Here is a 14,080-nt window from a genome sequence, read left to right as displayed (position 1 = left end):
TGCTCTCCTAAAAGAGCACCTGCGGCTGGACAAGATGACACGGCGAGGTATTGACAACGCTTTCATAGATACAGTCCTTTGTATTACTACTTTTCTTGCCGGCACTCTTGCGGCACTAAAGCTGAGAAAGAGGTATTTTATGGCAGCATAGCCACTCTGCTCTTCCTCTCATGCAAGGCACATTATAGCAGCGTCTATAAGGGGGTGGTATGCTCTCTTTTCTGTTAATTATTACCATGATGCTTTTTTTAGACCTGGGGAATGGCCTTAAAAAGACAAAGGATCCCTGAAATAGCTATAATTGCCTTGTTCACCCATTGCCTGCTATGAGTTTTGCAGGTTGCTCCTGGACGAATTAAATAAAGCGTTAAACGTAAGTTAAAGAGGGGGGACAACGAGATGTTTTTTGCCCACTGGTGGCAGGGAATAGTGTTTGGCTTTTTCACCACCCTGGCCATGCTGGTCATCGCGCACGCCTTTACTACCATGTGGAAAAAGTATGAGGAAACACCCGAAACCCCGCACCACGGCTGCAACGCCCACCACGATCACCACTGACAGCCAAAGGAGGGCTCCGGAATGCCCCAGGTAATCATCGACGGCCTGAGTTATTATTACGCATCCGGGCTACCGCAGGGGAAAGAGCCGCGGCAAACCGTTCTCTTTGTCCACGGCGCAGGAGGCAGCCACCGCCACTGGCTGTACCAGCTCAGCGACCTGCAGGACGAATATATGGTGCTGGCCGTAGACCTGCCCGGGCACGGCCGCTCGCAGGGAAAAAGCGCCAGCAGCATCGCCTCTTACCGCGAATTTATCCGCTCCTTTGCCGAGAAGTTAATCGGGCACCCCTTTTTCCTGGCCGGCCACTCCATGGGAGGCGCCATAACCCTGGACTTTGCCCGCTGCTACCCGGAAATGCTCGCCGGGATGATCCTCATCGGGACCGGAGCCCGGCTGAAAGTGCTGCCGAGCCTTCTGGAGGCATTCGCCAGGGGCGAATACTTTAGCGATTTTATAAAGCTTGCCTACGGGCCCCATGCCCCGGCTTCCCTTCTGGAAAGCGCTTACCGGGAGATGTATGAAGTCCCGACCTCCGTGTACTACGACGACCTGTGCGCCTGCAACGGGTTTGACCTCATGAAAGACCTCCCCGGCATCAACGTGCCCGCCCTGGTTATTTCCGCCGACCAGGACATGCTCACGCCGGTAAAATTCGGGCGCTACCTGCAGGAGAACCTGCCCCGGGCGGAGCACGAGGTGATAAGCGGTGCCGGCCATATGATCATGCTGGAGAAGCCGGAAGAAGTGAACAGGATCATCAGGCGCTTCCTGGAGCAAAGGATCAAAGCTATGGGGGGCATGCAGGAATGAGCACCGCCAAGAAGGTTAGGAGAATAGGCGTGCTGACCGGTGGGGGAGACGCTCCGGGACTAAACGCCGTCATCAGAGCCGTGGTTAAAGCGGCCATACGCGAGTACGGCCTCTCGGTGGTCGGCTTTCTAAACGGCTTTGGCGGGCTCATTAAAAACCAGGCCCGCGAGCTGACGGAGCAGGACGTGGTAGGCATTCTTCCCCGCGGGGGAACCATCCTGGGAACCACCAACCGCGATAATCCTTTTCACTATCCCGTCATAAAAGGCGGGAAAAAAGAGTTTGTCGATGTTTCCGACCGCATCTTTGAAAACATAAGCATCCACGGGGTTGACGCGCTAATCATCATTGGCGGTGACGGCAGCCTGGCCATCGCCAAAGAACTTTATGAAAAGGGCCTTCCCGTAGTAGGGGTGCCCAAGACCATTGACAACGATCTGCAGGCCACCGACCAGACCTTCGGTTTTGATACCGCCCTCACCACGGCCACAGAGGCCCTGGACAAGCTCCACACCACCGCCGAGTCCCACCACCGCGTGATGGTCTTGGAGGTGATGGGAAGGTACGCGGGCTGGATAGCCCTGGCCGCAGGAATAGCCGGCGGCGCCGACGTCATCCTCATTCCCGAGATACCTTACCGGATCGAAAAGGTCATCGAAAAGATCAGCCAGCGGGAGGTCCAGGGGAAAAAGTTCAGCATCATTGTGGTAGCAGAAGGAGCCAGGCCGGTCGGTGGCGAAATGGTGGTGCAAAGGAAAGTAGAGGACAGCTTTGATCCCATACGCCTGGGGGGCATCGGCCAGGTGGTGGCCCAGCAGGTGGAGGAGGCCACGGGCAAGGAAACCAGAGTTACGGTGCTCGGGCACCTGCAAAGGGGCGGTTCTCCCACGGCCTACGATCGCATCCTGGCCACCCGCTACGGCACGGGAGCCGTCCAGCTGGTCATGGAGGGGCGGTTTGGCCATATGGTGAGCTTAAAAGGGACCTCCATCGTGGCCGTTCCCCTCGCAGAGGTCACGGGCCGCATCCGCACGGTGCCCCTGGACAGCGATCTCTTGCGCACCGCCCGCCAGTTGGGGATTTGCCTGGGAGACTGATAAAAAAGGGGATGAGAGCGTGCTCGCCGTGGAGATCCCGGGGAGGGGCCGCCTGGAGCTGGAGCACCTGGTCCTGGACTTTAACGGCACCATGGCCTGCGACGGCAAGCTCCTGCCGGGTGTGGAGGAGAGGCTCAACGCCCTGGCCGACGTCCTCACCGTCCACATACTTACGGCCGACACCTTCGGCACCGCCGCCCAGGCCTGCCGCGGCATTAAAGCTACGGTGCACGTCCTGGAGCCGGGGGAGGGGGCGGGGCAAAAGGAAAGGTTCATTGCCCGGCTGGGCCCTGAAAGAACGGTTACGGTGGGAAACGGAACCAACGATACCCTAATGCTGGGAAAAGCCGCCCTGGGCATTATCGTGCTGGGCCCGGAGGGGACGTCCGTTAAAGCGCTGCTGGCCGCGGACGTGGTGGTAAGCAATATCTGCGACGGCCTAGACCTCTTGCTTCACCCCAAGCGGCTGGTGGCCACGCTGCGCCTATAACTGCCGCCATGAAAAGGGGGACCTCCGTAAATGATCTTCAATTACACGGAAGTAGCCGTAAAGCAAGCCCTGCCGGAGGTGTTAAAAGAATACATAAAAAACCATCCCGGCACCTGCACGTGCCAGCGCTGCCAGGAAGATATTTTGGCCCTCACGCTAAACCAGCTTCCCCCACATTATGTAGCCACAGACGAAGGAACCATTTTCACCCAGGTAAGCTTTGATCAGATAGGGGGAAAAGCCCAGGTAATTGCCGCCATAACCAGGTCCATCCAGCAGGTGGCCGCAAACCCCCGCCACGAAAAGTAAATGCCCGGCAGGGCATTTTTTTATGCCTCCCCCCAATATCTCTTACAAAATGGCAATATATGGCAAGGTGAAAGCGCAGGCAAAGGAGAACTAGACTTAAGTATCAAGGCCTTTTCTCCGGGGAGGCAGTACGGGGTGAAAAAATACCTTCTCTGGCTGTTTATCTGTTCCGCCGTGCTTTGGGGGGCAAAGGTAACCCCGAGCCCGGCAACCGGGGACGCTTGCGCCATCGAGGCACTGGTGAGGGCAGCGGTTGAGGACGACTCGTGGTGGGAGGCAAAAAACCCGCTGGAGCTGAGGGCTATGCTCTCCCGCTACTATGCAGAACCACTGTTAGACGAAGTCTGTGAGAGGGCCTGGCCTTTTCTCTCTGCCCCCACCGACTGGTATACCCGCACATACGTTACGCAAGCCGTTATCCGGGAAATAAAAGATGGGGAGGCAAAGGCCGAAGTAACGCTGAAAAACGAAGACATAAATACAGGCGAAGCAAGACAGGGGAGGGGCATTTTTTTCTTGCACAAAACCGCGTCCGGCTGGAAAATAATAAAGGCCGACTTTTTCTGGGAGGGAGAAGAGGGCCCTTGAAAATCGGCATTTTTACCGACAGCTACCTGCCATATACCAGCGGGGTCGTAAGGTCCATCGAAACATGTAATGCAGAGTTAAGGTCCATGGGCCACGAAACCCTCATTTTTGCCCCCGGTTACAAGAACTACTCGCAGGAAGAAGAGGGGGTCTTCAGGTTTCCTTCCGTTCCGGCACCCACGAACCGGGACTTTGCCCTGGCCATCCCCTTTTCTCCACGCTTCAAGCCCCTTATCGAGCAGTGGCGGCCGGACATCATCCACGTCCACTCACCCTTTCTGCTGGGGCGGTTGGGGGCCAGGCAGGCGCGCAGGCTAAAAGTACCCCTCGTTTTTACCTTCCACACCCTGTACGACCAGTACGTGCATTACTTTCCCTTTGCCCGAAGTCTCGCCCGGGAGGCCACCAGGCAACTCTGCCGCGCTTTTTGCAACCGCTGCGACCTGGTCATAGTGCCCACTTCCATCATCGCCAGGTACTTACAGGACATGGGCATACGCACGAGAATTAAAGTCATCCCCACGGGTATAAAGCTGGAGGAGTACGCCGGCGGTGAGAAATCGTGGCTCCGGCACAAGTTGCAGTTGCCGCCGGGCGAAAAAATTCTCCTCTTTGTAGGGCGGCTGGGGAAGGAAAAAAATATCGACTTCCTCCTCGCCTCGTTTGCCCACCTGGTGCAAGAATTTGAGGCCGCCAGGCTGGTCCTGGTGGGTGGGGGACCGGAGGAGGAGAACCTGAGGAAAAGGGCCCGCCACCTGGGTATCGCCGGCAAAGTAACCTTCATGGGCCCCTTGCCTAAAAAGGAGGTCATCAACTGTTACGCGGGAGCCGACGTCTTTGTCTTTTCCTCCAAAACGGAAACTCAGGGCCTCGTTCTGGCCGAAGCCAAGGCAGCCGGCCTGCCGGTGGTAGCCGTAAAGGCTTTCGGCACAGCAGAAATGGTGGACGACGGACGAGACGGTTTTCTTACCCCGGAAGACAGCAATGCTTTCACCGCAAAAATAAAAGAGCTCCTTACCAGCGATCAACTGCGGCAGCAAATGAGCGAGGAAGCCAGAAAAAACGCCCGGCTTTTATCCTCCAGGCACACCGCGCAGATGCTCATGGAGGAATATCAAGGCTTACTGGCCAAAAGAAACCATCCTTCACCTTGCAGGCCCTGAATACTCGCGCTGGCCGGCATCCCCCTGCAGCGGCACCACCACCGGTGAGCCGTTAAGCCCGGTGACGATCAAATATTCGCAACCGGTGGCATTGTCCCTTAACACGGTAAGGCCCCCGATATATTTTGTTTCGGGGTGCTCGTAAATAACCTCAAACCGCCGCGCCTGGCCCTCACCAGCGCCGGAAGGAACGCTACCGGAAACAGGAGCCTGGCGCGCGCAGGAAGAAGTAAAAACAAGCAAGGCCAAGAGGCAACCGGTCAAAAAGAGGCGCACACAAATCTCTCCCTTCTTCATTCAGCCAGTAAATCTTAAAAAAATTATACAGGCCGACATGCCGCGGAGCAAACATTAGAGAGAAGAGGTTGACATAATACTCATTATGGGAACAAAAAGGGCTGCAGGGACTTGCTTGACCCCCGGCAAAGCGAGCCTTATAATAGAAGGGGGCGGTTTATCCCAGCAAACACTTTCCGGGTAGGTGCCCTGCGTTGCCCATCACCCCGAGGCGTATGGAGTTCTTGCAAAAAATAGTGAGCCTTTTTCACCAAACGGGGCTTCCCGTACACTACGCCGAAGTTGCCCAGGCACTGGGCGTAAGCAAGTGGACGGCATACGATATCTTAAAAGAGCTGGAAAAGCAGGACTACCTGCACAGCGAATATGTTTTAAACCGTTTTGAAAAAACCCCCGGCAGGTCGGTGGTGGCTTTTCGTCCCACGGAAAAGGCTTTAAAGCTCCTCTCCCAGGCTGGCGAGCATCTCCCGGAATGGCCTGCGGTACGGGAAAGGCTTTTAAACCTTTTTGATAACATAAAAAACTTGAACCCGCGCAAAATTAAAGAGGAACTTTTGGAGGAAATGTCCCAAGTTGAGTTGCCCGTCGTCTTTGCGGCTTATACCATAGCCCTTTTAATTGCCCACATTCACGAAATTAACCTGCACGGCGCCCCCACGCTCCCCCAGCTCTTGCAGTTTGCCCCGAAGCCCGAACTGGTCTTAAGCCTCTTTGCAGGCTCGGTAGTAGGAACAATGGTTAAAAATGTAAAGGACAGCTTGAACAACAAGATTTTTTCCTGCATCCACCGTTTCTTGGAGTACATATCCGAGTGCAGCGCACCCGAGCGCAAGCTGCTGGCAGGTTTTTTAAACGAAGCATTGCGGCGCTCGATGTAACAAAAATTTTTCACGTATTTTTGGGTTTTTTGGGGACTAATATAATAAGACATAATTAAGAACTTTTTTTAAGGAGGGAGAATCACGCAATGTCTATAGGTAGCTCCGGTCTTTACAGGGCCAAAAACTTTCTGGCCAGCCATCTAACCCAAAACGTCCTGGCCTACGTCTGTAAAAACCCCGAAACCAACTTCCCGCGCCTTTTAGGCCTGGTAAAGCTCCTGGCCATTCAGGAACGGCACAAGCGCCAGATAGAAACCGTGCTGGCCTATTACCAGCAAAACCCGGCCATCCGTTGTTATGTAAACAGGCTGGCGCGTAACCTGCACCCCAATGTGCGCCGCAGGCTCATCTACAACTGGTTTATAAACAACATCATCTTCGGCATACCCAAGCAGAGAAGCCTTTCCCAGAAGCTGGGCGTGAACATTCCCAATTTCATTCTTGTCGATCCTACCAGCTCTTGTAACCTGGCCTGCGAGGGATGCTGGGCCGGCAGGTATGCCGATAAAAACTCCCTCAGCCCGGAAAGGCTTGACCGCCTTTTTAGCGAAGCCAAAGAGCTAGGCATTTACTGGATCGTTTTCTCCGGCGGCGAGCCTTTGCTCTACCCCCACCTGTTCGACTTAATGGCCAAGCACCACGATATGGCCTTCATGGCCTTCACCAACGGTACGCTCATCAACGAAAAGATAGCTGATAAGATCATTGAGGTTGGCAACTTCTCCCCGGCCATCAGCCTGGAAGGCTGGAAAGAGCGCACGGATGCCCGCCGCGGCGCTGGAACTTTTGACAAAATAATGCGCGCCATGGACCTGCTAAGGGAAAGAGGAGCGGCCTTTGGCGTGTCCATTACTGTGACGCGCGAGAACGTCATGGAAATCACCAGCGACGAGTTTATCGACTTTCTCATTGAAAAAGGGGTTGTTTACGGCTGGCTCTTCCACTACATACCCGTGGGTAGGAATCCCAACGTAGACCTGATGGTAACGCTTGAGCAAAGGGCTTACCTGGCCGAACGCATACCCTACATCCGCACGCACAAGCCCATCCAGATAGCCGACTTTTGGAATGACGGTGAGCTCGTGGAAGGCTGCATAGCGGGGGGGCGGCGCTACTTCCACATCAATGCCGCCGGCGATGTGGAGCCCTGCGCCTTCGTGCATTTTGCTGTCGACAACATCAACGAAAAGACCCTCCTGGAGGTGCTAAGCTCGCCCCTGTTTAAGGCTTACCAGAAGCGCCAGCCCTTCCACGAAAACCACCTCCTCCCCTGCCCTATCATTGACGTGCCGCAAGCGCTGCGGGAGATTGTAAGAGAAAGCGGCGCCCGGCCCACTCACGAGGGGGCAGAAAGCGTGCTGGAAGGGCCCATTGCGGCGTACCTGGACTGGAGGTCAAAGGAGTGGGAGAAGATCGCCCGCACCATCTGCACAAAGCACCAGGAACACCGGAAAGCGGAGGGGTTTTAAACCTTTAAGACCCTGCTTAAAAAGGCCCTCAGGCGCTCATTCTGTGGGTTGCCGAAAACTTCTCCCGGCGGGCCTTCCTCCAGGATTCTTCCTTCGTCCATGAACAGGACCCGGTCACCCACTTCCCGGGCAAAGCCCATCTCGTGGGTGACCACCACCATGGTCATACCTTCTTTTGCCAGATCTTTCATTACGGCCAGAACCTCCCCCACCATCTCCGGGTCCAGGGCGGAAGTTGGCTCATCAAAGAGCATGACCTTGGGACGCATGGCCAGCGCCCTAGCAATGGCCACCCTCTGCTGCTGGCCCCCGGATAACTGGTCCGGGTAGGCATGAGCCTTGTCGCTAAGGCCTACTTTAGCCAAAAGGCTGTAAGCAATTTCCTCCGCCTGCTTTCTTGAAAGCCCCCTTACCTTCATGGGGGCTAGTATTATGTTTTCCAGAGCCGTCTTGTGAGGGAAAAGGTTGAAGCGCTGGAAGACCATCCCTACTTCCTGCCGCACTTTATTAAGATCAGTTTTGGGATCCGTTAAGCTAACCCCGTCAATGATCACCTCCCCCGACGTTGGCCGTTCCAGGAAATTCAGGCAGCGCAGAAAGGTGCTCTTCCCTGAGCCGCTGGGGCCGATAATCACCACCACTTCCCGCGGGGCTACATAACAGTTAATGCCCCGGAGCACTTCCAGCCGCCCGAAGCGCTTGCAGAGGTTTTTTACCTCAATCACCGGTCTTCAACCTCCTTTCCAGGTAGTCCACCAGGCGGGAAAAGGCTATAACCATTACCAGGTAGATAAAGGCCACGGTGAGATAAATCTGGAATGCTTGGTAAGTAGCTCCCACAATTAGCTGGCCGCGGCGGAAAAGCTCTTCAAAACCAATTACCGAAAGTACAGAAGTATCTTTAAGCAAAGCAATGAATTCGTTCCCTAAGGGAGGTATCACCCGCTTAAAAGCCTGGGGCAAAATCACGTAGCGCATAGCCTGGCCATGGGTCATCCCCAAGGAACGGGCAGCCTCCATTTGCCCCTTGTCAATTGACTGGATGCCGGCGCGAAATATCTCGGCCACGTAGGCACCACTGTTAAGGCTACATGCAATTACGGCTGCTAGGAAAACGGGGATGTTTTTAAAAAAAGGGGTTATGCCGTAAGCATTAACCAAGTAGCTTTGTATTTCCCGGAGCACCTGGGGAATGCCGAAATAAACTATAACCACCTGCACCAGCAGGGGCGTGCCCCTGATGAAGTCCACGTAGCAGGTAGCCAGAAACCTCAAAATTCTCCTTTGGGAAAGCCTGGCCAGGCCTGCAGCCAGTCCCAGAATGCAGCCAATAAAAACGGAAATAGTGGTGATCTGCAGTGTTTTAACAGCACCCAGTAAAAGCACCGGCAACGAATGGATGACTGTTTCCAAAGCCGCTCACTCCCTAACGGTCTGCAACTAAATATGCGTAACACTTACTGTGTTACGCATATTCACGCAACTCTTCTTTCGTGCTGTTATCTTACTTTCCTGGCGGTTCTCCGGGCAGGAAGTCCGGCGGTTCTTTCCCGAACCACTTTTTATAAATCTCCGCGTATTTTCCATTCTGCTTTAGCGTTCTTAGCGCACTGTTAACCTTTTCTAGAATTTCTTTTTTGTCCTTTGGCACGGCAATGCCATAGAACTCGCTAGTCCGCAGATCGCCGACAATTTTTATGTCTTTATTACCCTTCTGGATAAAGTAAGCGGTCACCGGGTAGTCGTTTACTACGGCATCAACGTTCCCGTTCTTCAAGGCCATAAAGGCTTCATTAATGGTATTGTAGTCAATAACCTTGGCACCTGGGATCTTGCGGGCCTCATCGGCACCGGTGGTAGCCAGCTGAACGCCCACTCTTTTGCCTGCCAGGTCGTCAAACCCCTTTATGGTGTTGTTATCAGCCTTAACGGCTACACACTGCCCGGACTGGTAATAGGGCACGGAAAAGTTAACCTGTTCCTTACGCTTCTCCGTAATGGTCATCGCCGATATGGCCATGTCCACGCTGGCAGTCTGCAAGGCCGGAATAATGCCGTCAAAATTCATGCTGCGAATTTCCACGTCCCAGTTGTTAACCTCGGCAATGGCCTGAATGAGATCAATGTCAAAACCCACATATTTACCAGTATTCTCATCCTGAAACTCAAAGGGAGCATATGCCGTATCGGAAGCCACTACCACCTTCTGCTTGCCGGTGTCCTTTGGCTCGCCGCCTGCTTTACTGCTTCCCGTACCCGCCTGACCGCCACAGCCGGTCAGCAAAATGCCCAGGGTCAGAATAACGAACAAGAGGCCTAAAAACTTGCGCAATTCTGTTACCTCCCTGACTTTGGACTCGATGATAACGAAAAGCTGGCGTCCAGCGCGCTTTACCGTAAACACACCACCTCCGCTTGCAGGTAGCTTTTATGCTTACACAAGCTTTTATTTTTCGCCCTCCCCACGCCTAAATCCTTCTTTTCTAGGACACGGGCTCGAAGATTGACACCTCTGTAAGGCATGTGCGAAAATAAAAGGAAGGCTGTCCAGGGGTGAACAGAAGGTGCCAGAAAAAAATAAAAAAAGGCTGCAGTTAAAGGCAGATTTGGCTTTACTAGGCGTTAGTTTCATCTGGGGCGCGACCTTTGTGGTGGTCAAAAATGCCCTTTCGTCTATCGGGCCCTTTTATTTTTTGGGTATCCGTTTTATGCTGGCCTTTCTCTTCCTTCTGGCAATATACTGGCGTAGCTTGCCCAAAATCAGCTGGTCCCTTTTACTTGCCGGCTGTCTCATAGGCATCTTTCTGTTTGGGGGTTACGCTTTCCAGACAGTGGGGCTGCAGTACACCACCGCCTCCAACGCCGGCTTTATCACCGGCCTCTCAGTGGTACTCGTCCCCGCCTTTCACGCCTCTCTGAACAGGAAGGCACCCGGCCTTTCCGCCACCGCAGGGATCATCTTGTCGGTCTTGGGACTTGGCCTCCTCTCCCTGGAAGAAAGCTGGCACCTCAACCCGGGTGACGCGCTGGTTTTGCTCTGCGCTTTTTGTTTCGCCCTGCACATCATCACCGTAGGCCACTTTGCCCCCAGCTTTCACCCGCCGACCCTGGCCATTATCCAGATTGGTACGGTTTCTCTGGTGAGCTTTCTCCTTGGTGCGGCAACCGAAACCTGGCCGCGACACTTTACTCCTTCTGTATGGCTGGCCCTGCTTCTTACGGCTATTCCGGCCACCGCCCTAGCCTTTCTAATCCAAAATAACGTGCAGCGCCACACTTCAGCCACCCACACCGCCATAATTTTTACCACTGAACCTGTTTTTGCTGCCATCAGCGCATACTTATGGGCCGGTGAGGTGCTCAGCTTGCGCCAGGTGTTTGGGTGCGCACTGATCCTGGCCGGAATGCTCGTGGCCGAGCTGGGAAGCGAAGACAGGGGGTGCGAATGTGGTCGTAGGTATAATGGTCGTGGAACTGCGTATTAGTGAGGCCGACTCCCTGAAAAGTAAAAGGAGGGTTTTAAAAAGCCTGGTGGATAAAATAAAGGCCCGCTTCAACGTATCCATAGCCGAGGTAGGCAAGCAAAATGCCTGGCAGTTTTCCACGCTGGGCGTTTCCGTGGTGAGCAATAACAGCACCCACGTTCACCAGACGCTCAACGCCTTGGTCCGCTTCATCGAATGCGCCGGTACGGTTGAATTGCTGGACGTGCAAATGGAAGTGCTATGAAACCACGCTAAAGAAATGGGCCATAAATCCTGCCGTCGTCCGCTGCGCGTGGTCCAGCAGCACCGCCGTCACCGCGGGATACTCCTCCTCATTGCAGATCCGGGGGTAATACTGCCTGGCCAGGCGGGCATTTGCATAAACCCAATCGCCGGGCTGTGGGCCTACCTGGTAGTAGCCGCCGGCACTCGCCTTAAAGAGGTGGTAATGCTGCCGCACCCAACCCTCGTACCGCTGGTGGCCGTCAAAAGCCACCCCGCAGGCATGGTAGGGAACGCAGAGGTCCTGCACCAGGTGCACCGCAGCTCCGAGGTAGAAAAAGGCTCTCCCTTTATCGCCGCTGCGCCAGCTGGTTACCGCCCGCCAGAAATACTCCTCGCACTCCTCCTGGGCGCTCGGCCAGCGTCCCAGCCCCCTTCCCGTACAGGGATCCAGGTAGTGGCTCAAGAACTTCCACCCCCGATCCGCCCACATGTTGCCCCTGACCAAAGCGGTCCAATACCGGCGCAGGATAAATGCCGGACCCCCCAAGCCATCCCTTTCCAATATGCGGACGGCCTGGCGGTTACAGAAGAGGTGGGTTTCCCCTTCGCTACGGACCACCAAATACTGCAGGGGGCCGGCTGCGGCCATAAGCAGCTTCACCGCCCCCCACGCTGAAGGGCTCACGCTTTTCCCCGTTCCCCCCAGGAGGCTTTCGTTAGCAATAATGTTGCTGCCGGAAGCCCCGCCCTATGACTTTCACCCTCTAGCTTGCCGTTAACCTCCGGTAAATATACCTGCTCAACCAGCGGGCCGCCAGGTTGAAGAAAAGCACTATCAGGACCAAAACCGCCGCAGCCCCGTCGGCCACACGGCGCACGTCAGGAATCAGGCTCTCCGCGTTTACCTTCCAGATGTGCACGGCCAGGGTTTCTGCCGGGCGAAAAGGGTTGAGGGGTGAAGCGGGGTCCAGCGGGTACCAGTTGGAAAAGTCCAGCGCCGGGCTGCTCATCCCCGCCGTATACAATAAGGCCGCCGCTTCGCCAAAGATCCGCCCGCAGGCTATGATGGCGCCGGTCACCAGCCCGGGAAAAGCCGAGGGCAGGACAACCCGCCATATGGTTTCCCAGCGGGTGGCCCCCAGGGCGAGGCTGGCCTCCCTGAGCTCTGCAGGAACACCGCGCAGGGCCTCTTCCGCAATGCGCACCAAAAGCGGCAAATTTATCAGTGAGAGGGCTAGGGCCCCGGCCATCAGGCTGTATCCCCATCCGGTCATGTTTACAAAAACCAAAAGGCCGAACAGGCCCACCACGATGGAAGGCAGTGACGTCAGCGTCTCAATGGAAAGGCGTATGAGCCCCGTTACCCGATTCTCCCTGGCGTATTCTGCCAGGTAAATGCCCGCCAAAAGGCCCAACGGAGCATCAATCATCATCGTCAGGCACAGCAGGTAAAAAGAGTTAAAAATTTGTGGCCCAATTCCCCCGCCGGCGGAAATATTGCTTGGAGGAGAGGTGAGAAAATGCCAGTCTATGACCCTTACACCATGCCAGAGAACGTACGACAGCAGAAGGGCCAAAATGGCCAGCACCAGCCCAGCCCCGGCCCAAAACATTGCTGTGGCCAGGCGGTCAGCCAGCCGCGCACTGCTCACCGCACTGCCCCTCCCCTCACAATCAGCTTGATGAGCAGGATAAACAGAAAAGACATGAGGAGCAAAAGCAAGGACATGGTCCACAAAACGTTGTTCCATAGCGAACCCGCCACCGTATAGCCCATGTCCATGGTAATGGCGCTGGTAAGGGTAATCACGGGGTCGAGGATCGAGCGCGGTATGGCCCGCGTGTTGCCGATGACCATTTGCACCGCCAGTGCCTCCCCAAAGGCGCGGGCCAGGCCCAGCACCACCGCGGCCAGCAGGCCGGCCCGTGCCGCAGGCACCAGCACCAGGCGTATGGTCTGCCAGCGGGTGGAACCAAGGGAAAGGGCTGCTTCTTTCCACTGCGGCGGCAGGGCCTTCAGGCTGTCAGCGGAGACACTGATAATGGTGGGCAGGATCATTACCGCCAGCACAATCACGCCGGCAAGGACGGAAAACCCTCCCCCGCCAATGTAATTCCGGATAAAAGGAACCAGGAGGGACAAACCCACATAGCCGTAAACCACGGAGGGTATGCCCGCTAAAATCTCAATGGCCGGTTGGAGGATTTTCTGGCCCCAACTGGGGGCTATTTCCACCATAAAAACCGCCACCACAATGCCCAGCGGGGCACCCACGGCCACCGCGGTCAGCGATACCAGCAGAGAACCTAAAATAAAGGGTAAGCACCCGACCGCGGGGCCGCCTTCCTCCAAAGGCCGGTCGGGCCACCACAGGGTCCCCAGGAGAAACTCGGACGGCTTAACTCCGTTAACGGTAAACGTATCCAACCCCTTACTCCCCAGAAAATAAAAAACGGCCACGGTCAAACAAATTACTAGGGACGCCGAGAGGAAGGCCAGCGAAAAGCCCAGGATTTCCTTATACCTTTTCCACCCCGCATAAACACTCACGGCCTGCCACCCCTTTTGCAGTCCGCAAGATGGCCGCCCCTCTTTTTTAGCCGCCCGTGCCGCCATCAAATTATAAGGCACGAGCATTAAAACCGTGTTAGCTTTTCGTTAGCAACATTTTAAGTTTTTGTTAAAAGCACATTAAAAAGAAAAG

Annotated in this window: 18 protein-coding genes; 11 read left to right on the top strand and 7 right to left on the bottom strand. The window is 55.2% G+C overall.

Annotated features, from left to right (window positions below; translation table 11 throughout):
• Positions 1 to 399 precede the first annotated feature (399 nt).
• The 7 genes from G454_RS21745 to G454_RS0102205 are packed head-to-tail and all read left to right on the top strand — an operon-like array spanning position 400 to position 5,018.
• Positions 400 to 558 carry a hypothetical protein gene (locus G454_RS21745; protein ID WP_169719296.1) on the top strand — a complete coding sequence of 53 codons (159 nt, stop codon included), beginning with the start codon at positions 400 to 402 and terminating at the stop codon, positions 556 to 558.
• A 21-nt stretch (positions 559 to 579) separates the two neighbouring features.
• Complete coding sequence (locus G454_RS0102230) at positions 580 to 1,371, top strand: alpha/beta fold hydrolase (protein ID WP_027717291.1); 792 nt, start codon at positions 580 to 582, stop codon at positions 1,369 to 1,371.
• Positions 1,368 to 2,468, top strand: coding sequence for a 6-phosphofructokinase (locus G454_RS0102225; RefSeq protein ID WP_027717290.1), 1,101 nt, complete (start codon positions 1,368 to 1,370; stop codon positions 2,466 to 2,468). Before G454_RS0102230 ends, G454_RS0102225 begins: the two co-directional genes overlap by 4 nt.
• A 19-nt stretch (positions 2,469 to 2,487) precedes the next feature.
• Positions 2,488 to 2,958 carry an HAD family hydrolase gene (locus G454_RS0102220; RefSeq protein ID WP_027717289.1) on the top strand — a complete coding sequence of 157 codons (471 nt, stop codon included), beginning with the start codon at positions 2,488 to 2,490 and terminating at the stop codon, positions 2,956 to 2,958.
• Positions 2,959 to 2,988: 30 nt separating this feature from the next.
• A complete protein-coding gene (locus G454_RS0102215; RefSeq protein WP_027717288.1) occupies positions 2,989 to 3,267 on the top strand; it encodes a late competence development ComFB family protein in 279 nt (92 codons plus the stop codon).
• Complete coding sequence (locus G454_RS0102210) at positions 3,268 to 3,855, top strand: hypothetical protein (protein ID WP_027717287.1); 588 nt, start codon at positions 3,268 to 3,270, stop codon at positions 3,853 to 3,855.
• On the top strand, positions 3,852 to 5,018 hold the full coding sequence (locus tag G454_RS0102205; RefSeq protein WP_027717286.1) for a glycosyltransferase family 4 protein: 1,167 nt from the start codon (positions 3,852 to 3,854) through the stop codon (positions 5,016 to 5,018). Before G454_RS0102210 ends, G454_RS0102205 begins: the two co-directional genes overlap by 4 nt.
• Here the strand turns inward: G454_RS0102205 and G454_RS0102200 are convergent.
• A complete protein-coding gene (locus G454_RS0102200) occupies positions 5,001 to 5,294 on the bottom strand; it encodes a DUF6440 family protein (RefSeq protein ID WP_027717285.1) in 294 nt (97 codons plus the stop codon). The genes G454_RS0102205 and G454_RS0102200 overlap by 18 nt on opposite strands.
• A gap of 236 nt (positions 5,295 to 5,530) precedes the next feature.
• On the opposite strand from G454_RS0102200, the gene G454_RS0102195 reads away from it, so the two are divergent.
• Together G454_RS0102195 and G454_RS0102190 are read left to right on the top strand one after the other, a co-directional pair.
• The gene (locus G454_RS0102195) at positions 5,531 to 6,193 is read left to right on the top strand and encodes a LexA family transcriptional regulator (protein WP_035106552.1); all 663 of its coding nucleotides are present in this window, start codon (positions 5,531 to 5,533) and stop codon (positions 6,191 to 6,193) included.
• Positions 6,194 to 6,282: 89 nt separating this feature from the next.
• Entirely contained in the window at positions 6,283 to 7,665 is a 1,383-nt protein-coding gene (locus G454_RS0102190; protein WP_027717283.1) for a radical SAM/SPASM domain-containing protein, read from the top strand.
• Here the strand turns inward: G454_RS0102190 and G454_RS0102185 are convergent.
• The 3 genes from G454_RS0102185 to G454_RS0102175 form a co-directional block, all read right to left on the bottom strand.
• On the bottom strand, positions 7,662 to 8,390 hold the full coding sequence (locus G454_RS0102185) for an amino acid ABC transporter ATP-binding protein (protein WP_027717282.1): 729 nt from the start codon (positions 8,388 to 8,390) through the stop codon (positions 7,662 to 7,664). The two genes, G454_RS0102190 and G454_RS0102185, sit on opposite strands and share 4 nt — an antisense overlap.
• Positions 8,383 to 9,057, bottom strand: a complete 675-nt coding sequence (locus G454_RS0102180) for an amino acid ABC transporter permease (protein WP_245574280.1) — start codon at positions 9,055 to 9,057, stop codon at positions 8,383 to 8,385. Before G454_RS0102180 ends, G454_RS0102185 begins: the two co-directional genes overlap by 8 nt.
• A 112-nt stretch (positions 9,058 to 9,169) precedes the next feature.
• Positions 9,170 to 10,069, bottom strand: a complete 900-nt coding sequence (locus tag G454_RS0102175) for a basic amino acid ABC transporter substrate-binding protein (protein ID WP_245574279.1) — start codon at positions 10,067 to 10,069, stop codon at positions 9,170 to 9,172.
• Positions 10,070 to 10,229: 160 nt separating this feature from the next.
• Here G454_RS0102175 and G454_RS17300 point away from each other — a divergent pair, with 160 nt between their 5' ends.
• Together G454_RS17300 and G454_RS0102165 are read left to right on the top strand one after the other, a co-directional pair.
• Positions 10,230 to 11,150 carry a DMT family transporter gene (locus G454_RS17300; RefSeq protein WP_156896616.1) on the top strand — a complete coding sequence of 307 codons (921 nt, stop codon included), beginning with the start codon at positions 10,230 to 10,232 and terminating at the stop codon, positions 11,148 to 11,150.
• Positions 11,113 to 11,394 (top strand): DUF503 domain-containing protein, encoded by a 282-nt coding sequence (locus tag G454_RS0102165; protein WP_027717279.1) that lies wholly within the window; start codon positions 11,113 to 11,115, stop codon positions 11,392 to 11,394. Before G454_RS17300 ends, G454_RS0102165 begins: the two co-directional genes overlap by 38 nt.
• On the opposite strand, the gene G454_RS0102160 is transcribed toward G454_RS0102165, so the two are convergent.
• The 3 genes from G454_RS0102160 to pstC all read right to left on the bottom strand — a co-directional run bounded on the left by G454_RS0102160 (position 11,389) and on the right by pstC (position 13,926).
• Positions 11,389 to 12,036 carry a zinc dependent phospholipase C family protein gene (locus G454_RS0102160; protein ID WP_051275767.1) on the bottom strand — a complete coding sequence of 216 codons (648 nt, stop codon included), beginning with the start codon at positions 12,034 to 12,036 and terminating at the stop codon, positions 11,389 to 11,391. The genes G454_RS0102165 and G454_RS0102160 overlap by 6 nt on opposite strands.
• A gap of 103 nt (positions 12,037 to 12,139) precedes the next feature.
• Positions 12,140 to 13,027: a phosphate ABC transporter permease PstA gene (pstA, locus tag G454_RS0102155; RefSeq protein WP_027717277.1), complete on the bottom strand. Its 888-nt coding sequence runs from the start codon at positions 13,025 to 13,027 to the stop codon at positions 12,140 to 12,142.
• Positions 13,024 to 13,926 carry a phosphate ABC transporter permease subunit PstC gene (gene pstC, locus G454_RS0102150; protein WP_027717276.1) on the bottom strand — a complete coding sequence of 301 codons (903 nt, stop codon included), beginning with the start codon at positions 13,924 to 13,926 and terminating at the stop codon, positions 13,024 to 13,026. The genes pstA and pstC overlap by 4 nt, the downstream gene beginning before the upstream one ends.
• Between the last annotated feature and the right edge of the window lie 154 nt (positions 13,927 to 14,080).

It is taken from the genome of Desulfovirgula thermocuniculi DSM 16036, assembly GCF_000429345.1.
GTDB classification, from domain to species: Bacteria; Bacillota; Desulfotomaculia; order Desulfotomaculales; family Desulfovirgulaceae; genus Desulfovirgula; species Desulfovirgula thermocuniculi.
The sequence above is the reverse complement of the archived record's forward strand: the minus strand, read 5'-3'. Positions and strand labels throughout refer to the sequence as shown.